Origin of the sequence: Nocardioides sp. zg-1308, assembly GCF_013155375.1 — a bacterium.
Taxonomy (GTDB): Bacteria; Actinomycetota; Actinomycetes; order Propionibacteriales; family Nocardioidaceae; genus Nocardioides; species Nocardioides renjunii.
In genome coordinates, this window is sequence record NZ_JABJQY010000002.1 from 2588864 (window position 1) to 2608747 (window position 19884).

Below are 19884 nucleotides of genomic sequence, written 5' to 3' on the forward strand. Positions count from 1 at the left end.
CCCCACACTGGCGAAGGTGGGTCGGCGACGCAAGCCGAGGGGGGTGCGGTCTCACCCTGTGGGGCGACCCACCTCCCAACGGGTTGGATCGATCCAAGAAATGCCCTAGCGTGCTGGATCGTGCGAGCGTTCAGACGATTCACGGTCCGTCCCGTCCTCCCCGAGCCGCTGGGGGCGCTGTCCGTCCTGGCGGCCAACCTGCGCTGGTCGTGGCACCCACCCACGCAGGACGTCTTCGCCTCGATCGACGCACGCCTGTGGCGCGAGATGGCCGGCGACCCGGTCCGGTTCCTCGCGGCCGTGGGCCGTGAGCGGCTCGACGAGCTGGTCGACGACGGCGACTTCCGCGCCCGTCTCGACGCGGCTCACGCCGACCTCCAGCGCTACCTCAGCGAGGACCGCTGGTATGCCCGCAAGGCCGGCGAGGGCGCGCCGCGCTCGATCGCGTACTTCTCCCCGGAGTACGGCATCACGTCCGTGCTGCCCCAGTACTCCGGCGGCCTCGGCATCCTCGCCGGAGACCACCTCAAGGCGTCCTCGGACCTCGGCATCCCGCTGATCGGGGTCGGGCTGTTCTACCGCCACGGCTACTTCAAGCAGGCCCTCGACCGCGACGGCTGGCAGCAGGAGAGCTACCCCGTCCTCGACCCCGACGAGCTGCCGCTGACGCAGCTCCGCGAGGCCGACGGGACCCGGGCGACCGTCTCGATCGCGCTGCCCGACGGCCCGGACCTGGTGGCCCGCATCCTCGTCGCGCAGGTCGGCCGCGTCCCGCTGCTGCTGCTCGACACCGACATCGAGGACAACAGCGCCCACTACCGCGACGTGACCGACCGGCTCTACGGCGGCAACTCCGAGCACCGGCTGCGCCAGGAGCTCCTGCTCGGCGTGGGCGGCGTGCGCGCGCTCCGTGTGTGGTCGCGCATCACCGGGGCACCCGCTCCGGAGGTCTTCCACACCAACGAGGGCCACGCCGGCTTCCTCGGCATCGAGCGGATCCGCGAGCTCACCGTCGATGACCAGGGCCCGCACCTCGACTTCGACACGGCGCTCGAGGTGTCGCGCGCCGGCACGGTCTTCACCACCCACACGCCGGTGCCGGCCGGCATCGACCGCTTCCCGCGCGAGCTGGTCTCGCAGTACTTCGGGGGCAACTCGCCCACCCCGGGCGTACCCGTCGATCGCGTGCTCGCGCTGGGTGCCGAGGACTACGACGGCGGCGACGCCGGCGTCTTCAACATGGCGGTGATGGGCTTCCGCCTCGCGCAGCGCGCCAACGGCGTCTCGCAGCTCCACGGCCACGTGTCGCGCGGGATGTTCAACGGGCTCTGGCCCGCCTTCGACGAGGCCGAGGTGCCGATCACTTCGATCACCAACGGCGTGCACGGGCCCACCTGGATCGCCCGCGAGGTCATCGAGCTGGCCGCCGACCGCGGCGGCGACGTCGACGGCGACGACACCGACGCCCTGTGGCCGCTCGTGGACCAGATCGGCGACCGCGAGATCTGGGACCTCAAGCGCACGCTGCGCACCCACTTCATCGACGACGCCCGCGACCGGATGCGGCGCTCGGCGGCGAAGCGGGGCTTCGCGCCCGCCGAGACGACGTGGGTCGACACCGCGCTCGACCCCGACGTGCTCACCATCGGCTTCGCCCGTCGGGTGCCGACCTACAAGCGCCTCACGCTCATGCTGCGCGACCCGGCCCGCCTGAAGAAGCTGCTGCTCGACCCCGAGCGGCCGATCCAGCTGGTGATCGCCGGCAAGGCCCACCCGGCCGACGAGACCGGCAAGCGGCTCATCCAGGAGATGGTGCGCTTCGCCGACGACCCGGAGATCCGCCACCGCATCGCGTTCCTGCCCAACTACGACATCGCGATGGCGCAGCCGCTCTACCCCGGCTGCGACGTCTGGCTCAACAACCCGCTCCGGCCCTACGAGGCGTGCGGCACGTCGGGCATGAAGGCCGCGCTCAACGGCGGCCTCAACCTCTCCATCCTCGACGGCTGGTGGGACGAGTGGTGCGACGGCAACAACGGCTGGGCGATCCCGTCGGCCGACGGGATCGACGACCCCGACCGCCGTGACGACCTCGAGGCCAACGCGCTCTACGACCTGCTCGAGAGCGAGGTCGTGCCGCGCTTCTACGAGACCAACGACGAGGGCGTCCCGCCCCGCTGGCTCGAGATGGTCCGCCACACCCTCAAGTCGCTCGGGCCCAAGGTGCTGGCCACCCGCCAGGTGCGCGACTACGTCCGCGAGCTGTACGCCCCGGCGGCGCACACCGCGCGCTCGCTCAACTCCGACTACGCCGGTGCGCGCACGCTGTCCGGCTGGAAGCAGACGGTCCGCGCGGCGTGGCCCGGCGTCCGGGTCGAGCACGTCGACTCCGAGGGCGTGGGGGACCAGGCCGAGGTGGGCGCCACGCTCACCGTCCGCGCCTGGGTCGCGCTCGGCTCCCTGACGGCCGACGACGTCGAGGTGCAGGTCGTCCACGGCCGGATCGGCTCCGACGACGTGCTGACCTCCACCCTCGTCGCCCCGATGGAGGTGCAGGAGTCCTACGACGGCAACCGGCACCGCTTCGACGCCACGGTGTCGCTCGCGCACTCCGGAGCCTTCGGATACACGGTGCGCGTCGTGCCCCGCAACGAGGCCCTGGCCTCCGTCGCGGAGCTCGGCCTGGTGGCGGCACCGGCCGAGCCGGCCTGACCCGCCCCCGGCCGAACCCCGTTGCGGTCGGGGGTCGTGGCGAGGACGATCACGCCATGTCCTCCGCCTCGTCCCCCTCAGCCCCCGCCGACGTCCTCGACCCCTTCCTCGCGGCCGCGGAAGCGGCGGCCCGGGCGCGTCCGGACGTCGAGGTCGACCTGGCTCGCGAGGTCATGGCCGAGGCGGCGTCGATGCTGCACGACAGCCTGGCCCTCGACGACCTGGACCCGCGCGACCGCGACGTCGTCGTGCAGGCCCTGGCCGAGGACCTCGCCTCGGAGGACCCCGGGGCGGCGGTGCGCGCACGGGAGACGGCGCTCGCCGGCGGCGACCCGACCCTCCACGACCCGGAGCGGGCGAGCGGGACGTACCTCGTCGTGCTGTCGGTGCTGCAGCTCTGAGCCCGGGGGCGTGGCGCCCGTCAGCCGAAGGTGAGCCAGAGGCCGACCGCGGTGGGGACGACCCCGAGCAGCAGCCACGGCGACACGATCGACTTGCCGTGGATGGCCCGGCCGGCCGCGACGGCGAACGCGCCGAAGATGCCGGCGATGACGTTGAGCCCGGCCCGCGAGGTCACAGGGGACTCGTCCAGCATCACGGCGGCGACGACGAGGCCGACGACGAGGTGCAGGATCGTGGTGACGGCGAGCGTCGACATCACCCAGCGCTGCACGCGCGCGAGGTCGCGCGCGTCCTGCTCCGGGTCCTTGACGACCCGGCGGGGGGCGTTGAGGTCGAGGAGGTGTCCTCGACCCTTCTCCCGCCGTCGTGCGGGGACGCTGCTGGCCATGCCTCCAGTGTCTCAGGTCGACCGCGAGAAGCCCGCCTCGGGCAGACTGCGCAAGTGCGATCAAGCGCGACGCACCGCGGTTCACGAGGGTGGTGGGCATGACGACAGCGGCCGACACCTTCGCCGCGTTCCTCGACGCCCTGGCCGAGACCCTCGACCTCGGCAGCGAGGAGCGGGCGCGGCGGCTCCACCTCTCGCGCTTCCACCTCGACCGGGTGGTGTCGGCGACGGGCGGCGAGCCGCCGGAGCGGATGCGGCGCCGCCTGCTGCTGGAGCGGGCGGCGTACCGCCTCGTGACCAGCGACCAGCAGGTGGTCGACGTGGCGTTCGAGGCGGGCTACGGCTCCCACGAGGCGTTCACCCGGGCGTTCGCCCGGGAGTACGGCGCTTCTCCGAGCCGCTGGCGTCGGCACCCCACCCGGACCCGGATCGAGGGTCCGAGCGGGGTGCACTTCCACCCACCCGGCGGCCTCCGGCTGCCGACATCTCGAGAGGTGACACCGATGGACCTGATGACGCGCATGATCGAGCACCACGTGTGGCTGACCGGCGAGATGCTCGACCGGGCCGCGCGCCTGGACGACGAGCAGCTCGACGCCCCGATCGAGGTGCCCATCGGCACCATCGACGACGACATGTCCATCCGCTCGGTGCTGGGCCGGCTGGTCGGCCAGCTCGCCCAGTGGAACGCCGCCGTGTCGCAGCGCTCGTACGACTGGGGCCAGGAGCGCGGCGTGTCGGTCACGACGCTGCAGCGCCGGCTCGCCGAGGAGGGGCCGGCGTTCCTCGAGCAGGTCCGCACGACGGTCGCCGAGGGCCGGCTCGACGACACCTTCGTCGACGTGACCTGCGAGCCACCGCGGGTCTTCACCTACGGCGGGATGATCGCCCACGTGCTGACGTTCGCCGCCGTGCGCCGGCTGGTCGTGCTGGGAGCACTGGAGAGCCTCGGCGTCACCGACCTCGACGCCGGCGACCCGGCGCAGTGGGTGGCGCAGCCCGCCTGAGGAGGCTCAGGTCTGCCGGAGCACCAGCACCGAGTGGGCCTGCAGGAGCAGGGTGCCCCCGGCGACCACGGGGGTGCCCGGCGCCACCTCGGCGTTGGTCGACAGCACCACCTCGCCGTGGTGGACCCACTGGTTGTCGGGCAGGACCAGCTCGACGTCCGACCCGCCGGCGTTGAGCCAGATCATGAAGGACTTGTCGTGGACCTGCTCGCCCCGCGGGCCGGGGGAGCGCAGCGGCGCGCCGTTGAGGAACATCCCGACCGTGCGGCACGAGTCGTCGTTCCAGTCGTCGGTCGACATCTCCCGGCCGCTGGGGTGCACCCACACCAGGTCCTTGATGCCGCCCCGGATGGTCGGTCGGCCCTCGAACCAGTGCCGCTGGCGCAGGGCCGGGTGCTCGCGACGCAGCCGCAGGGCGGTCTTGGTGATCTCGTAGACGTCGAGCCAGGCGTCGTCGGGGCGCCAGTCGATCCACGAGGTCTCGTTGTCCTGGCCGTAGGCGTTGTTGTTGCCCCGCTGGGTGCGGCCGCGCTCGTCGCCGGCCGTCAGCATCGGCACGCCGCTGGAGAAGCAGAGCGTGGCCATGAGGTTGGCGGCCTGGCGGCGGCGCACCGCGATGATCGACTTGTCGTCGGTCTCGCCCTCGACGCCGCAGTTCCACGACCGGTTGTTGTCGGTGCCGTCGCGGTTGTCCTCGCCGTTGGCCTCGTTGTGCTTGTCGTCGTAGGACACGAGGTCGCGCAGCGTGAAGCCGTCGTGGGCGGTGATGAAGTTGACCGAGGCGTAGGGCGAGCGGCCGTCGTCGGCGTAGAGGTCGCTCGACCCGGCCAGCCGGGTGGCCACGGTGCGCACGCCGTCGGAGCGACCGCGCCAGAAGTCGCGCATGGTGTCGCGGAACTGGTCGTTCCACTCGATCCACGGCGGGGGGAACTCCCCGACGCGGTAGCCGTCCATCGACGCGTCCCAGGGCTCGGCGACCAGCTTCACGTGCCGCAGCACCGGGTCCTGGCCGATCGCGGTCAGCAGGTGGCTGCCCATGTCGACGACCTGGTTGGTGCGGGTGATCGCGCTCATCAGGTCGAACCGGAAGCCGTCGACGTGCATCTCGTTGACCCAGTAGCGCAGCGAGTCGAGGATCATCCGCAGGCTCTGCGTGTGCGTGCTGTCGACGGTGTTGCCGCAGCCGGTCACGTCCCAGTACGTCACGGGCGCGGGCGCCTGCCCCGGCTGCGGGGCCGGCGGCACGACGCGCTGGTAGTAGCCGAGGTCGTCGAGGCCGCGGAAGCTCAGCGTCGGCCCGAGCGGGCCGGCCTCGGCGGTGTGGTTGTAGACCACGTCGAGGATCACCTCGAGGCCCGCCTCGTGGAACGCCTTCACCATCTGCTTGAACTCGGTGACCTGCTGGCCCCGGTCGCCGGCGTGGGAGTACGCGTTGTGCGGGGCGAAGAAGCCGAGCGAGTTGTAGCCCCAGTAGTTGACCAGCCCCCGTCGGGCGAGCGCCGGCTCCGAGAAGAACTGGTGCACCGGGAGCAGCTCGACCGCGGTCACGCCGAGGTCGCGGAGGTAGTCGGTGACCGCGGGGGTCGCCAGGCCGGCGTAGGTGCCGCGCAGCTCCTCGGGCACCCGGTCGTGCAGCTGGGTCATGCCCTTGACGTGCATCTCGTAGATGACCGTGTCGCGCCAGCGCCGCCGCGGCGAGGTGTCGGTGCCCCACTGGAAGTCGTCGTGGACCACCACGCTGCGGGGCACGAACGGCGCGGAGTCCAGGTCGCTGCGGGTCTCCGGGTCGCCCACGACGTAGCCGAAGATCGCGTCGTCGGCGACCAGGTCGCCCGCGACCGCCTTGGCGTAGGGGTCGAGCAACAGCTTGGCGGCGTTGAACCGCAGGCCCGCGTCAGGCTTCCACGGACCGTGCGCCCGGTAGCCGTAGAGCGTGCCGGGGGCGATCCCGGGCAGGGCGCCGTGCCAGACGCCGAGGGAGTGCTCGGTCAGCAGGTGGCGCCGCTCGGCGCCGTCGTCGTCGAAGACGCACACCCAGACGCTCTCCGCCTCGGGCGCGTAGACCGCGAAGTTGGTCGACTCGTGCGACCACGTCGCCCCCAGGGGGTAGTGGCGCCCCGGCCAGACCGACATGGTCTCGCCGTCGTGCTTCCACACAGTGGTCGTCTCGGGCGGGGTCACGCGGGTCATTGTGGTGGAGACGGTGCCGCACGGCACAATGCGGCTCGCACAGGTGCCGCCTCGCGCACATCGCATACACGATGAGGAGCAGCCATGGAGTTCGTCTCGATCGACGTGACCGACGGGGTCGCCGTCCTGCGTCTGGACCGCCCCAAGATGAACGCGATCAGCGTGCAGGTGCAGGCCGACCTCCGCGAGGCCGCCGCCGAGCTCGGCGAGCGCGACGACGTACGAGCCGTGGTGATCTGGGGCGGCGAGCGCGTCTTCGCGGCCGGAAACGACGTCAAGGAGATGGCCGACCTGTCCTACGCCGACATGGTCAAGGCCTCCGCGTCCGTCAGCTCCGCCACCACCGCCATCGCCCGGATCCCCAAGCCGGTGGTCGCCGCGGTCAACGGGTACGCCCTCGGCGGGGGCTGCGAGCTCGCGCTCGCCGCGGACCTGCGCTTCGCCGCGGAGGACGCCGTCCTCGGCCAGCCCGAGGTGCTGCTCGGGATCATCCCCGGCGCCGGCGGCACCCAGCGCCTCTCGCGCCTGGTCGGTGCGTCGCGGGCGAAGGACATCGTGTTCACCGGCCGCTTCGTCAAGGCCGACGAGGCGCTCCGCATCGGCCTGATCGACCGGGTGCTGCCCCCCGAGCGCGTGCTGGAGGAGTCGGTCGCCTACGCCTCGCAGTTCAGCGGCGCCGCCGCGCTGGCCCTCCGGGCCGCGAAGGAGTGCATCGACCGGGGGAGCGAGGTCGACCTCGACACCGGCCTGGAGATCGAGCGCCAGCAGTTCGCCGGGGTGTTCGCCACCGAGGACCGCACCCGCGGCATCACCTCGTTCGTCGAGAACGGACCGGGCAAGGCCACGTTCGTGGGTCGCTGACCCGCGGCGTCACGACCGACGACCCCGACGGGCCGACGACCCGACACCCCACCGAAGGGAGACCGACCAGTGGCATCGAAGATCCGGGCGACGCTGGCCCAGCTCGTGTGGCTCGCCTGCGCGCTCGCGGCGCTGGTGCTGGCCCTGGGCGCGCTGCTCATCGCCCTGGACGCCAACACCTCCAACGAGCTGGTCGCCCTCGTCCTGGACGCCGCCGCGTTCGTGGACCTCGGGGTCTTCTCGCGCTCCGACGGCATCAAGGAGTTCCGCGGGCAGGGCGCCGAGGTGAAGAACGCGCTCCTCAACTGGGGTCTCGGCGCCGTGGCCTGGCTCGTCCTGGGCCGCGTGCTCGACCGCATCATCAGGCCCTGAGCCCGACGCCGGGGGCGTCGCGCACGCACGACTGCCGCTACCGGACGCTCACAGTGACAGTGTCACTGTGAGCGACCCCACCCGGTCTGCCATTCCGGTCCGGGTGAACGACTTGTAACCTCGCAAGCACACCCGATTGCACAGGAGGGGCCGCAAGGCCACACCACCATGAACATTGTTGTCTGTGTGAAGTACGTGCCGGACGCGACGGCCGACCGCAAGTTCGAGGACGACTTCACGGTCGACCGCGTCGGGGTCGACGGACTGCTGTCCGAGCTCGACGAGTACGCCGTGGAGCAGGCCCTGCAGTTCCGTGAGAAGCGAGAGGGCGAGGACATCACCGTCACCGCGCTCACCATGGGCCCGGAGAAGGCCGTCGACGCGGTCCGCAAGGCGCTGCAGATGGGTGCCGACTCCGCCGTCCACGTCTCCGACGAGGCGATCGCGGGCTCCGACTACGTCGCGACCTCGCTGGTGCTGGCCAAGGCCGTGGAGAAGATCAAGGCCGAGCAGGGCGGCGCCGACCTCGTCGTGTGCGGCATGGCCTCGACCGACGCCGCCGGCTCCGTGGTCCCGGCGATGCTCGCCGAGCGCCTCGGGCTCCCGCAGGTCACGCTGGCCTCCGTGGTGGAGTCGCAGGGCGACCAGGTGCGCATCAAGCGCGACAACGAGGGCTCGACCGAGGTCATCGGCGCGACGCTCCCCATCGTGCTGAGCGTGACCGACCAGTCCGGTGAGGCGCGCTACCCCTCGTTCAAGGGGATCATGGCCGCGAAGAAGAAGCCGCTCGAGACGTGGTCGCTGGCCGACCTCGGCGTCGACGCCGGCCAGGTCGGCCTCTCGGTCGCCTGGACGCACGTCGAGGACACCACGCAGCGCCCGCCGCGCACCGCCGGCGAGATCGTCACCGACGAGGACGGCTCGGGCGCCGGCGCGCTGGTCGACTTCCTCGCGTCCAAGAAGTTCATCTGAGCCGGCCGACACAGGAACTGGAGAGAGCCGAACATGTCTGAAGTCCTGGTGGTGGTCGACCACGCCGACGGCGAGGTCAAGAAGCCCACCTACGAGCTGCTCACGATCGCGCGCCGCCTCGGCGAGCCGGCGGCCGTGTTCTTCGGCTCGCCCGATAAGGGCGACGCCGTGGCCGAGAAGGTCAAGCAGTACGGCGCGGCGAAGGTCTACGTCGTCGACGACGCCGCGATCAAGGGGTTCCTCGTGGCCCCCAAGGCCGAGGCGCTGCAGCAGCTGGCCGAGCAGAGCAGCGCAGCCGGGGGACTGGCGGCGATCCTGCTGCCCTCGACCTTCGAGTACAAGGAGGTCGGCGCCCGCCTCGCCATCAAGATCGGCTCGGGCCTCATCACCGACGCCGTCGACGTCGAGGCCGGCTCCGACGGCGGTGCCGTCACCACGCAGAGCGTGTTCGCCGGCAGTTACACCGTGCAGGCCCGGGTCACCCAGGGCACGCCGATCATCACCGTCAAGCCGAACTCCGCGGCGCCCGAGCAGGCCGAGGGCGCCGGAGCGGTCGAGGCCTTCACCGCGACCGTGTCCGACGCCGCCAAGGGCGCGCAGGTCGTGGCCACCCAGCCGCGCCAGTCCACCGGACGCCCGGAGCTGACCGAGGCCGCCATCGTGGTCTCGGGCGGTCGCGGCACCGGCGGCAACTTCGAGCCGGTCGAGGGCTTCGCCGACAGCCTCGGTGCGGCCGTGGGCGCCTCGCGCGCCGCGGTCGACTCCGGTTGGATGCCGCACGCGTTCCAGGTCGGCCAGACCGGCAAGACGGTCTCGCCGCAGCTCTACGTCGCCAACGGCATCTCCGGTGCGATCCAGCACCGGGCCGGCATGCAGACCTCCAAGACCATCGTGGCGGTCAACAAGGACCCCGAGGCGCCGATCTTCGAGCTCGTGGACTTCGGCGTGGTGGGCGACCTCCACCAGGTGCTTCCCGCGGCCGCCGAGCAGATCACCGCTCGCAAGGGCTGAGACCCGGCACCGCACGGCGAACGCCCCCGACCAGCAGGTCGGGGGCGTTCGTGTGTCCGGGTCAGCCGCGGTCGCGGCGCGCCGACCACCGGCCGTCGCGTTCGCGGATCCGCACGGTGTAGCCCCGGACGCGCCAGCCGATGTCGAAGGAGTCGAACGTCGGCCCCGAGGCCTGGAGCGAGCGACAGACGCGTGACGGGGTCGGCAGCGTCGTCCTCGACAGGCGGGACCATCCCTGCGGCGTCGAGTGCTGGAGGACGGTCGGCCAGCCCTGGTTGCGCCCGGCCGACGTGAGGAGCACCGCTCCGTCCGGACCGTCGGGGACCGCGACGTCGCACCGGCCGGTCACCCCGCCCGGGAGCGACACGACGCCTCGCTCTCGCGAGATGACGTGGGTGCGGGAGCGCGCGGGGACGACGACGTACCGCCCGTCGGCGGAGATGCCGCGCGGGGTCCGACTGCCCTGCACCGCCCGCCAGCTGGTGCCGTCACCGGTGGTGAGGGCGACCCGGCGCCCCTGGCCGCACCTCAGCTCGGCCACCAGCACCTCGATCGACTCCGAGGTCGAGGTGTCGCCCCAGTGGCACCAGCGGCCGGCGTCGTACACCGTGACCGGCCGGCTCCAGGACTGCGCGACCGGGTCATAGGTCTGCGCGAGCAGGAAGCGGCGGTCGGGGGAGCCCAGGGCGAGCAGGGGCAGTCCGGGGGCGGTGAAGTACCGCTGGTCGAGCATGTTCCAGGTCTGCTCGAGGCGCGGGGCGTCGACGGGCGCGATCGCCGCGATGGTCCACGGCGAGGCCGGGTCGGCGCGGGAGATGAGGGTGCGACGGGCGAGCGAGCTCCGGCCGTCGGACCAGACCGTGTCGCTGTCGAGGTTGTCGAGGGGGGTGTAGCCGCACCCGCTGGCGGTCTCGAGGTCCTGCCGCGCCGGCACGGCATCGCCGGTGCGGGTCAGGACCACGAGACGGCAACCGTGCGGGAGGGAGACGGAGTAGAGGAACGAGACCTGCGCGGCGTCGGTGATGGTCGCCGTGACCGGCATCTCCTGGCCCTCGCTGTCGACGAGGTGCTCGTCGAACCCCGCGGTCGACCGGGTGACGTAGCGGCCGTGCTGCGGCCACACGGCGTTCTGTCCGTCGGGGGAGATGCCGGGCTCGTCGTAGGCCTCGCCCTCGAGGGCGTACGACGACCAGGTGGCACCGTCGGGTGACCAGAGCGCGCGGGAGGCGGTCGGCACGTCCTCCTCGATGTAGGCGCCGTCGTCGCACCTGGCGATCGCGGCGACGGCGCCGTTGGCGGTGCGGGCGTCCACGTCGCCGCAGAAGAGGTTCCTCGTGCGCAGCACCTCCCGCCGCTCGCCCCACGTGCCGGTGGTGGCGTCGCGTCGCTTCGCCCAGACCGCGCGGTGGTCGTCCGCAGCCCAGATCCGCAGCAGGTCACCGTCGGCCACGGACAGCTCCACGCCACCGGGGACCTTCCGCGGCAGGTCCGGCGTCGATCTCGCCGCAGCCGTCGCCCCCTGCGAAGCCCCTGCCGTGGTCGAGTCGGTGCGCATGGGGCCCAGGACAGCCGCTGCCACCGCGAGCGCGACGACCGCCCCCGTGATGCGAGACATGGATCGAGGGTAGGCCTTGGCGGACTAGGCTCGGCGCCATGAGCAGCGAGGACGCCGTGCGCGAGGTGGCCGCTCGCGCCCGTGCCGCGAGCCACGAGCTGGCCACGGCCACGCGCGCCACCAAGGACGCAGCCCTCCACGCCATGGCCGAGGCGCTCCTCGCCGCGGCGCCCCAGGTGCTCGCCGCCAACGCGGAGGACGTGGGGCGGGCCGAGGAGGCGGGCACGCCCGCCAACATCGTGGACCGCCTGCGCCTCGACGACAGCCGGCTCGCGGCGATGGCCCAGGGGCTGCGCGACGTCGCGGGGCTGCCCGACCCGGTGGGGGAGGTGCTGCGCGGCAGCACCCTCGCCAACGGCCTGGAGCTGCGCCAGGTGCGGGTGCCCTTCGGCGTCGTCGGGGTGATCCACGAGGCGCGACCCAACGTCACGGCCGACGCGGCCGGCATCTGCGTGAAGGCGGGCAACGCCGTCCTGCTCCGCGGCTCGTCGAGCGCCCGCTCGAGCAACGCCGCCGTCGTCGCCGCCCTGCGCGGCGCGTTGCCGGGCAGCGGCCTGCCGGAGGACGTCGTACAGCTCGTGCCGGGGGAGACCCGCGACTCCGTGACCGCGCTGATGCGCGCCCGCGGGCTCGTCGACGTCCTCATCCCACGGGGCGGGGCAGGCCTGATCCGCAGCGTCGTCGAGGGCTCGACGGTGCCGGTCATCGAGACCGGGGTGGGCAACTGCCACGTCTACGTCGACGCGACCGCCGACCTCGAGCAGGCGCTCGCGATCGTGCTCAACTCCAAGACGCAGCGCACCAGCGTCTGCAACGCCGCCGAGTCCCTGCTCGTGCACGAGGACGTCGCCGACGAGTTCCTGCCCCTCGTCGTCGAGGCCCTGCAGGCGGCCGGCGTCCTGGTCCACGGCGACGAGGCGTTCGCGGAGTACGACGACGTGGTGCCGGTGACCGACGAGGACCACGCCGCGGAGTTCCTGGCGCTCGAGATCTCCGCCGCGGTGGTCAAGGACGTCGAGGGGGCGATCGAGCACATCCGCCGCTGGTCCTCGGGCCACACCGAGGCGATCGTGGCGCGCGACCAGGCCACCATCCGGCGCTTCGTCGCGGCCGTGGACTCGGCCGCGGTCATGGTCAACGCGTCCACCCGGTTCACCGACGGCGGGGAGCTCGGCTTCGGCGCCGAGATCGGCATCTCCACGCAGAAGCTGCACGCCCGTGGCCCGATGGGGCTGCCGGAGATGACGTCGAGCAAGTACGTCGTGGTCGGCGACGGCCACGTCCGCTGATGCCGGTAGGGTGGCGCCCATGCTGAGCACCGCCATCACGCTGGCCGCCGAGACCGCCGAGCACGACGCGCCTGCCGTCAGTCCCTACGTCATCGGCGCCGTGGCGCTCGGCCTGCTCCTCGTCCTCCTGCTGGCCGTGGTCTCCTTCGGTGGCGGGCGCGAGCACAGCTGAGCCGGGTCGACGGCGTGAGTGAGCCTTCCGCGGGCCGCCGGGTCGGGGTGATGGGTGGCACGTTCGACCCCATCCACCACGGCCACCTCGTCGCCGCCTCCGAGGTGCAGGCCTGGTTCGACCTCGATGCCGTCGTGTTCGTGCCGACCGGGGACCCGTGGCAGAAGAGCGACCGCGTGGTCACCGGTGCCGAGCACCGCTACCTGATGACGGTGGTCGCCACCGCGGCCAACCCGCGCTTCACCGTCTCCCGCGTCGACATCGACCGCGACGGACCGACCTACACGATCGACACCCTGCGCGACCTCAAGGGCCAGATGCCCGACGCGGAGCTGTTCTTCATCACCGGTGCCGACGCCCTGGCCGACATCTTCACCTGGCGCGACGCCGAGGAGCTGTTCGCCCTCGCCAACTTCGTGGGCTGCACGCGTCCCGGCTACGCCATGGACCCCGCGACGCTGGCCAAGATCCCGTCCGACCGGGTCACCATGGTGGAGATCCCGGCTCTCGCGATCTCCTCGACCGACTGCCGCGAGCGCAAGCGTCGCGGCGAACCCGTGTGGTACCTCGTGCCCGACGGTGTGGTGCAGTACATCGCCAAGCACGACCTCTACGCCTCCACGTCCGGCTCGTCCGGCTCGTCCCGCTCAACCAGCAAGGAAACCGCATGACTGCCACCGACCACGCCCTCGAGCTCGTCGCCGTCGCCGCCCAGGCCGCCTACGACAAGAAGGCCGACCAGGTGCTGGCCTTCGACGTGAGCGACCAGCTCGCGATCACCGACGCCTTCGTGCTGGCGAGCGCCAACAACGAGCGCGCGGTCGGCGCCATCGTCGACGAGGTCGAGGACAAGCTCCGCGAGCACGGCGCCAAGCCGATCCGCCGCGAGGGCCACAAGGAGGGCCGCTGGGTGCTGCTCGACTACGGCGAGATCGTCGTGCACGTCCAGCACGAGGAGGAGCGCTCCTTCTACGCCCTCGAGCGACTCTGGAGCGACTGCCCGCTCATCCCGCTGACCCTGACGTGAGGCGGCTCGTCCTCCTGCGCCACGGCCGCACCGCCTGGAACGACGCCGGGCGCGCGCAGGGGCACGCCGACGTGCCGCTCGACGAGCTGGGGGAGGCGCAGGCCAAGGCCGTCGCGCCGGTCCTCGCCGCGTGCCGGCCGGTCGCGGTGTGGTCCTCCGACCTCGCCCGCGCGGCCGGCACCGCCGCCGCGGTGGCCGCCGAGGCGGGACTCGCTCCGGTCCTCGACCCGCGGCTGCGCGAGTTCGACGTCGGGCCCCACCGGATGGGCCTGACCAACGAGCAGTACGCCGCCCGGCACCCCGAGGAGCACGCCGCCCTCCTCGCCGGCGAGATCGAGCGCATCCCGGGGCGCGAGACCGTCGACGACGTGCTCGGCCGCTTCCTGCCCGCGCTGACGTCGTACGCCGACGGGCTGGGGGAGGGCGAGACCGGTCTCCTGGTCTCCCATGGTGCCGCCCTGCGCGCCGTCGTGCCGGCCTTCCTCGGCTGGGGCACGGAGCCGGCGGAGACGCTGGGCGTCCTCGACAACTGCGGGTGGGTCGAGCTCGAGCACGCGGCCTCGACGTGGACCGGCGGCATCGAGAGGTGGCGCCTCATCGCCTGGAACCGTGTCGTGACGCCGTGAGCGACCGGGCGCGGGACCCCGATTTCACCTCGCCGTCGCCGTCGGCTAATGTTCTCCGCGTTGTCCTCCAGCACCACCGGAAGACGATGTTGGGGCTGTGGCGCAGCTGGTAGCGCATCTGCATGGCATGCAGAGGGTCAGGGGTTCGAGTCCCCTCAGCTCCACCGACACGAAGGCGCCTCCGGGCGCCTTCGCTGCATTTCGGCGTCTTCCGCAGCAGTCCTCGGCCGGTGCATGATCGGCGGATGGCCGAGCTGATGCCCTTCGCGGAGCAGGAGCGGAGTGACCTCCTCGGGCTCGCCGAGTCCCTGACTCCGGAGCAGTGGGCCGCCCCGTCGCTGTGCGAGGACTGGTCGGTGCGTGACGTCGTGACCCACGTGGTCAGCTATGACGAGCTGTCGGTGCCGCAGACGGTGACGACGTTCCTGCGCGGCGGCCTGCGACCCGCGACGGTCAACGAGGTCGCGCTGCGCCGGTACGCCGAGCTCGAGCCCGCCGACGTGGTCCGGCTTGTCGCGGCCTGCCGGCGCCCACGGGGGCTCCCGTCCGCCATGGGCGGAGGCGTCGCGCTGACCGACGGCACGATCCACCACCAGGACGTCCGGCGGGCGCTGGGCATGCCGCGGGTCATCCCTCGGGAGCGCCTCGTGCCGGTGCTCGACTTCTCCCTGCGCGCTCCGACCCTGCCGTCGAGGAGCAACGTGACGGGGCTCCGCCTGGTCGCCGAGGACATCGGCTGGACCGCCGGCCACGGACCGGAGGTGGTGGGCCCGGGCGAAGCCCTGCTGATGGCCGCTGCGGGCCGGGCCGTCGCGCTCGACGAGCTGCGTGGGGAGGGGCTCGCGACCCTGCGTCGGCGTGTTGGCGGAACGGCCGCCGGGTGACACCATGCGGACATGACCGCGACTGACCTCTCCACCCGCACCAGCAGCGCCACGGCAGCGCACATCGAGACCACCGAGCGCTACGCCGCGCACAACTACCACCCCCTGCCGGTGGTGCTGGCGCAGGGCGAGGGCGCCTGGGTCGTCGACGTCGACGGCAACCGCTACCTCGACTGCCTCGCGGGCTACTCCGCGCTCAACTTCGGCCACAGCAACGAGCGCCTGGTGGCGGTCGCGCGCGAGCAGCTGGGCAAGCTCACGCTGACCAGCCGCGCGTTCTTCAACGACCAGCTCAGCGGCTTCGCCGAGGCGCTCGCGCGACTGACCGGCAAGGACATGATCCTGCCGATGAACTCCGGCGCCGAGGCCGTCGAGACCGCGATCAAGGTGAGCCGCAAGTGGGGCTACGAGGTCAAGGGCGTCCCAGCGGGCCAGGCCTCGATCATCACGATGCAGGGCAACTTCCACGGCCGCACGACGACGATCGTCAGCTTCTCCGACGACGAGGTCGCCACGGCCGGCTACGCCCCCTTCACCACGGGCTTCCGCAGCGTCACCTACGGCGACGTCGACGCGGTCGCCGCGGCCATCGACGACACCACGGTGGCCGTCCTCTTCGAGCCGATCCAGGGCGAGGGCGGCGTCGTCATGCCGCCCGAGGGCTTCCTGCGCGACCTCCGCGCGCTGTGCACCGAGCGCAACGTGCTGATGATCGCCGACGAGATCCAGTCGGGCCTGGCCCGCTCGGGCAAGACCTTCGCGTGCGACCACGAGGACGTCGTCCCCGACGTCTACATCATGGGCAAGGCGCTCGGCGGCGGCATCTACCCCGTCTCCGCCATCGCGGCCGACCACGCCATCATGGACGTCATCACCCCGGGGTCGCACGGGTCCACCTTCGGTGGCAACCCGCTCGCCGCGGCGATCGGCACCGAGGTCGTGGCGATGCTGGAGGAGGGCACCTTCCAGGCCCGCGCGGCCGAGATCGGCGCGCAGATCGAGGCCGGGTTCCGCCCGCTCGTCGGCAAGGGCCTCATGGCGGTGCGCGTCCGCGGCGCGTGGGCCGGCATCGACATCGACCCGGCGCTGATGACCGGTCGCCAGATGTCCGAGGCGCTCATGGCGCGCGGCATCCTCGCCAAGGACACCCACGGCTCGACGGTCCGCTTCGCCCCGCCGCTGGTGGCCAGCGACGAGGACATCGCCGGCCTGGTCGACGCGGTCGCCGAGATCCTCACCGCCGGCTGAGCGCCACGTCCGGGCTGCCGTCGCCTCAGCGGTCCTCCTGCGTCACCTCGATGTCGAAGTCCCCGCCGTCCTCGAGCATCGTCAACGTCAGCTCGTCGGTCCCGCCGTCGTCGTAGCGCACGACGCAGTGGCTGGTGGAGCCCTTGGCCCTGCCCATCTCCTCGCAGTCCGCCGTCGTCATCCGGACCGATGTCCCGAGGGCCACCTGGTGCTTGTTGAAGGCGTTGCGGACCGCCAGGTCGGGGTCCCACTGGGCGCGCACGGGTCGCTCGCCGGGCAGGTCGAGCTGCCAGTAGGGGTAGGTCAGCTTGAGCAGCCCGACCACGGCCACGCCCGCCACGGCCAGCAGGCCCGCGCGGGATCGTTCGACCTGCGCCATCTCGGTCAGGCGATCGTCAGGCCGCCGTCGACCGGGATCATCTGGCCGGTGACGTAGCCGGCAGCGTCGGAGGCCAGCCAGACCGCGGTCGCGGCGAGCTCGCGCGGGTCGCCCTTGCGGCCGGCCGGGACGCGCTGGAGCGCGAGGTCGATGTAGCCCTCGGGGTAGGTCTCGGTCATCTCCGAGGCGAAGAACCCGGGCGCCAGGGCGTTGACCCGGATGCCCTTGCGGCCCGTCCACTGCTGGGCGAGGTCGCGGGTGAGGCCCCCGAGGCCCGCCTTGGACGCGGAGTACGCCGCCTGGGGCAGGCCGCCGGTCGTGATGCCGAGGATCGAGGAGATGTTGACGATGCTCGAGCCGGGCTGCATCACGCGGCCGCACGCCTGCGCCATCCAGTAGCACCCGTTGAGGTTGACGTCGATGACCGAGCGGAACTGCTCGGGCGTCTCCCGGGTGGCGGGGACCGCCGTGCCGACGCCGGCGTTGTTGACCAGGACGTCGACCCGGCCGAACTTCGCCATCGCCTCGTCGACGAGGCGCTGGCACTGCTCCGGGTCGGCGACGTCGGTCACGACCGTGTGGACCCGGCGCCCGGTCGAGCGCACCGAGCCGGCGACGCGCTCGAGCTTGTCGGCCCGCCGCGCCCCGAGGACCACGTCGGCCCCGGCCTCGGCGAAGCAGTGGGCGAAGGCGACCCCCAGGCCGCTCGAGGCGCCGGTGACGATGACGACCTTGTCGTCGAGGCGAAAGTGATCGAGGACTCCCATGGCGAGAATCTACGGCGTGGTGGTGGTCACCGTCGCCGCAGGGGTCGCCGGCGCGCGCGGCAGGTTGCGCACCGACCCCGAGCAGAGGACCAGCGCGACGATGGCGGCGTACGCGACGGCCGAGGCGATGAGGACCGGCCGATAGCCGAACACCGCTGCGAGGGGACCGAACGCGATCTGGCCGATCGGGATGGCGACGAAGGAGCCCAGTGCGTCGTAGGAGTAGGCGCGCGACAGCATCCGGTCCTCGATGTTCTCCTGCATCGCCAGGTTCCATCCCATGCCGAACACCTCCGTGCCGGCGCCGGCCGCGAAGGCCGCGACCACCAGGCCGACCAGGTGCGGCGAGACCCCGAGGATGAGCATGGGCGGTGCCATCAGCAGCACGCCGAGCATGCCGAGCAGGAGTGGCCGCTCGAGGCGGACCCGGAGCAGGACGACGGTCGTGACGAGGAACCCGGCCGCCTCCGCGGACAGCACGAAGCCCCAGCCCTGGCGGCCGATGGTGTCGTCGGCGATCGCGGGACCGAGCGTGGTCCAGGCGCCGGCGTGGATGAGGTTGAGCACGCCGAAGCCGACGACGACGATCCAGAGCCAGGGCGTCGCCCAGAAGAAGCTCCACCCCTCGCGCAGCTCACGGACGGTGTCGGCAGGCTCGCCCGCGGACTCCCTGGGCGGGATCGTCACCGGCACCAGCAGGAGGGCGGCGAGCGCCCACGTGAGCGCGTCGACCGCGAGCGCCCACCCCGACCCGACGGTGACGACCAGGAGGGCGCCGAGGGTGGGGCCGATCACCATCATCCCGTTGCGGGTGAGCGAGACGAGCGCGTTGGCCGGCTGCAGGTCGGACCGGGGGACCAGCTGCGGGAGCGCGCTGGCCATCGCCGGGAAGCCGACGCCCGACACGGCGCCGTGCACGATGCTCAGGCACACGAGCATCCAGATCTCCGCGTGCCCGGCGAGGACCAGCACGGCGATCGCGCCCTGGCTGATCGCCGAGGCGACGTTGGAGAACTGCAGCACGAGGGTGCGCGGGATCCGGTCCGCGATCACCCCTCCGTACAGCAGCAGCGCGACCATCGGGATGGTGTGCGCCGCGAGCACCTGGCCCAGGGCGGTGGGGGAGTCGGTGATGTCGAGGACGGCGAACGCCAGCGCGACGGTCGCCATCATGTTGCCGAACGTGTTGACGAGGCGCGAGGCGAAGTACCACGCGAAGTTGCGGTTGCGCAGCGGCGCGAGCGAGTCGGACCAGTTCATCGGGGCTCCTCGGAGGGCGTCCAGCGGACGGCGTCGCCGGTGAGGCCGCCCGTCATCGTGAAGGCGGTGGACGTGGCGCTGACGTGCACCGTGTCCGGCGTGCCGGCGGGACGCGCCGCCGCGTGCAGGACGTGGGACGCCTCGTGCAGCAGCTGGACCGCGCGGTGCCACGCCTCCACCGGCACCCAGGCCTCCAGGTCGCTCGACGAGGAGTGTCCGGGTGCGACGTCGAGCAGCCGCCGCTCCACCTCCACGGCCGTCGCGCGGGCGTACGCGATCCGGTCGCCGACCTCCGCCCCCTGGGCGGGCAGGTCCCGCGTCGCGTCGTAGCGATAGCGCTTCGCCACCCCGCCGCGGATCTTCTCCTCGCTCTCGACGACCAGCTCGCCGATGGCGTGCAGGACCCGCAGGTGGTACGACGCGTTGGCGTGCGTCACGCCGAGGGCGCGGGCCACGTCCGCTGCGCTCATCGCCTCCGCGGTGAGCAGCGAGAGGATCCGCAGGCGCAGGGGGTGTGCGGTCGCCCGCAGCCGCGCCACGGCGCCCGCCGTGACCTCGCCCGTCTGGTCCGCCATGTCACCCTCCAAGAGTCGTTGGGGAGTGAGTCTGGACGCGGAGACGCTCGACTGTCAAACACTTGTTGGGGACCTGTGCGCAGGACGGGGACGCCGTCGGCGTACCGAGGACCCCGGACCGCACCCT

At 72.3% G+C, this 19884-nt stretch carries 21 protein-coding genes and 1 tRNA gene; 15 read left to right on the plus strand and 7 right to left on the minus strand.

The window, feature by feature from the left end; all coding sequences use genetic code 11:
- Positions 1 to 120: 120 nt before the first annotated feature.
- Positions 121 to 2712, plus strand: a complete 2592-nt coding sequence (gene glgP, locus HN031_RS14245; RefSeq protein WP_172270903.1) for an alpha-glucan family phosphorylase — start codon at positions 121 to 123, stop codon at positions 2710 to 2712.
- A 56-nt stretch (positions 2713 to 2768) separates the two neighbouring features.
- Entirely contained in the window at positions 2769 to 3113 is a 345-nt protein-coding gene (locus HN031_RS14250) for a hypothetical protein (RefSeq protein WP_172270905.1), read from the plus strand.
- 20 nt (positions 3114 to 3133) lie between these two features.
- Here HN031_RS14250 and HN031_RS14255 read toward each other — a convergent pair whose 3' ends face one another.
- Entirely contained in the window at positions 3134 to 3502 is a 369-nt protein-coding gene (locus tag HN031_RS14255) for a hypothetical protein (RefSeq protein ID WP_172270907.1), read from the minus strand.
- A gap of 98 nt (positions 3503 to 3600) precedes the next feature.
- Between HN031_RS14255 and HN031_RS14260 the strand changes: the two genes are divergently transcribed.
- On the plus strand, positions 3601 to 4509 hold the full coding sequence (locus HN031_RS14260; protein WP_172270909.1) for a helix-turn-helix transcriptional regulator: 909 nt from the start codon (positions 3601 to 3603) through the stop codon (positions 4507 to 4509).
- 6 nt (positions 4510 to 4515) lie between these two features.
- On the opposite strand, the gene glgX is transcribed toward HN031_RS14260, so the two are convergent.
- Positions 4516 to 6690 carry a glycogen debranching protein GlgX gene (gene glgX / locus HN031_RS14265; RefSeq protein WP_367650768.1) on the minus strand — a complete coding sequence of 725 codons (2175 nt, stop codon included), beginning with the start codon at positions 6688 to 6690 and terminating at the stop codon, positions 4516 to 4518.
- Between the two features lie 93 nt (positions 6691 to 6783).
- On the opposite strand from glgX, the gene HN031_RS14270 reads away from it, so the two are divergent.
- The 4 genes from HN031_RS14270 (at position 6784) to HN031_RS14285 (ending at position 9915) form a co-directional block, all read left to right on the plus strand.
- Entirely contained in the window at positions 6784 to 7560 is a 777-nt protein-coding gene (locus HN031_RS14270) for an enoyl-CoA hydratase/isomerase family protein (protein ID WP_172270913.1), read from the plus strand.
- Between the two features lie 69 nt (positions 7561 to 7629).
- Positions 7630 to 7932 (plus strand): hypothetical protein, encoded by a 303-nt coding sequence (locus HN031_RS14275; protein ID WP_172270915.1) that lies wholly within the window; start codon positions 7630 to 7632, stop codon positions 7930 to 7932.
- A 168-nt stretch (positions 7933 to 8100) separates the two neighbouring features.
- Positions 8101 to 8904 (plus strand): electron transfer flavoprotein subunit beta/FixA family protein, encoded by an 804-nt coding sequence (locus tag HN031_RS14280; protein ID WP_172270917.1) that lies wholly within the window; start codon positions 8101 to 8103, stop codon positions 8902 to 8904.
- 33 nt (positions 8905 to 8937) lie between these two features.
- Positions 8938 to 9915 (plus strand): electron transfer flavoprotein subunit alpha/FixB family protein, encoded by a 978-nt coding sequence (locus HN031_RS14285; protein ID WP_172270919.1) that lies wholly within the window; start codon positions 8938 to 8940, stop codon positions 9913 to 9915.
- A 61-nt stretch (positions 9916 to 9976) separates the two neighbouring features.
- Here the strand turns inward: HN031_RS14285 and HN031_RS14290 are convergent, their stop codons facing one another.
- Positions 9977 to 11530: a hypothetical protein gene (locus tag HN031_RS14290; RefSeq protein ID WP_172270921.1), complete on the minus strand. Its 1554-nt coding sequence runs from the start codon at positions 11528 to 11530 to the stop codon at positions 9977 to 9979.
- A gap of 38 nt (positions 11531 to 11568) precedes the next feature.
- Here HN031_RS14290 and HN031_RS14295 point away from each other — a divergent pair, with 38 nt between their 5' ends.
- From HN031_RS14295 to rocD, 8 genes are all read left to right on the plus strand, one after another.
- Complete coding sequence (locus HN031_RS14295; RefSeq protein ID WP_172270923.1) at positions 11569 to 12819, plus strand: glutamate-5-semialdehyde dehydrogenase; 1251 nt, start codon at positions 11569 to 11571, stop codon at positions 12817 to 12819.
- Between the two features lie 19 nt (positions 12820 to 12838).
- On the plus strand, positions 12839 to 12991 hold the full coding sequence (locus HN031_RS14300; protein WP_172265519.1) for a hypothetical protein: 153 nt from the start codon (positions 12839 to 12841) through the stop codon (positions 12989 to 12991).
- A gap of 14 nt (positions 12992 to 13005) precedes the next feature.
- Entirely contained in the window at positions 13006 to 13662 is a 657-nt protein-coding gene (nadD, locus tag HN031_RS14305) for a nicotinate-nucleotide adenylyltransferase (protein ID WP_322424530.1), read from the plus strand.
- Positions 13659 to 14018 (plus strand): ribosome silencing factor, encoded by a 360-nt coding sequence (gene rsfS / locus HN031_RS14310; RefSeq protein WP_172270925.1) that lies wholly within the window; start codon positions 13659 to 13661, stop codon positions 14016 to 14018. The genes nadD and rsfS overlap by 4 nt, the downstream gene beginning before the upstream one ends.
- Complete coding sequence (locus HN031_RS14315; protein ID WP_172270927.1) at positions 14015 to 14644, plus strand: histidine phosphatase family protein; 630 nt, start codon at positions 14015 to 14017, stop codon at positions 14642 to 14644. Before rsfS ends, HN031_RS14315 begins: the two co-directional genes overlap by 4 nt.
- Positions 14645 to 14735: 91 nt before the next feature.
- Positions 14736 to 14808, plus strand: a tRNA-Ala gene (locus tag HN031_RS14320).
- An 81-nt stretch (positions 14809 to 14889) separates the two neighbouring features.
- Entirely contained in the window at positions 14890 to 15528 is a 639-nt protein-coding gene (locus tag HN031_RS14325; protein ID WP_216652140.1) for a maleylpyruvate isomerase family mycothiol-dependent enzyme, read from the plus strand.
- Positions 15529 to 15540: 12 nt separating this feature from the next.
- Positions 15541 to 16776 carry an ornithine--oxo-acid transaminase gene (gene rocD, locus HN031_RS14330; RefSeq protein ID WP_172270929.1) on the plus strand — a complete coding sequence of 412 codons (1236 nt, stop codon included), beginning with the start codon at positions 15541 to 15543 and terminating at the stop codon, positions 16774 to 16776.
- 25 nt (positions 16777 to 16801) lie between these two features.
- On the opposite strand, the gene HN031_RS14335 is transcribed toward rocD, so the two are convergent.
- From HN031_RS14335 to HN031_RS14350, 4 genes are read right to left on the minus strand one after another with little or no spacing between them, the layout of a single operon-like run.
- Positions 16802 to 17155 (minus strand): hypothetical protein, encoded by a 354-nt coding sequence (locus tag HN031_RS14335; protein ID WP_172270931.1) that lies wholly within the window; start codon positions 17153 to 17155, stop codon positions 16802 to 16804.
- Between the two features lie 5 nt (positions 17156 to 17160).
- Positions 17161 to 17922, minus strand: a complete 762-nt coding sequence (locus HN031_RS14340) for an SDR family NAD(P)-dependent oxidoreductase (protein ID WP_172270933.1) — start codon at positions 17920 to 17922, stop codon at positions 17161 to 17163.
- Positions 17923 to 17931: 9 nt separating this feature from the next.
- Positions 17932 to 19182, minus strand: a complete 1251-nt coding sequence (locus HN031_RS14345) for an MFS transporter (protein ID WP_172270935.1) — start codon at positions 19180 to 19182, stop codon at positions 17932 to 17934.
- On the minus strand, positions 19179 to 19757 hold the full coding sequence (locus tag HN031_RS14350; RefSeq protein ID WP_172270937.1) for a transcriptional regulator: 579 nt from the start codon (positions 19755 to 19757) through the stop codon (positions 19179 to 19181). The genes HN031_RS14345 and HN031_RS14350 overlap by 4 nt, the downstream gene beginning before the upstream one ends.
- Positions 19758 to 19884 lie beyond the last annotated feature (127 nt).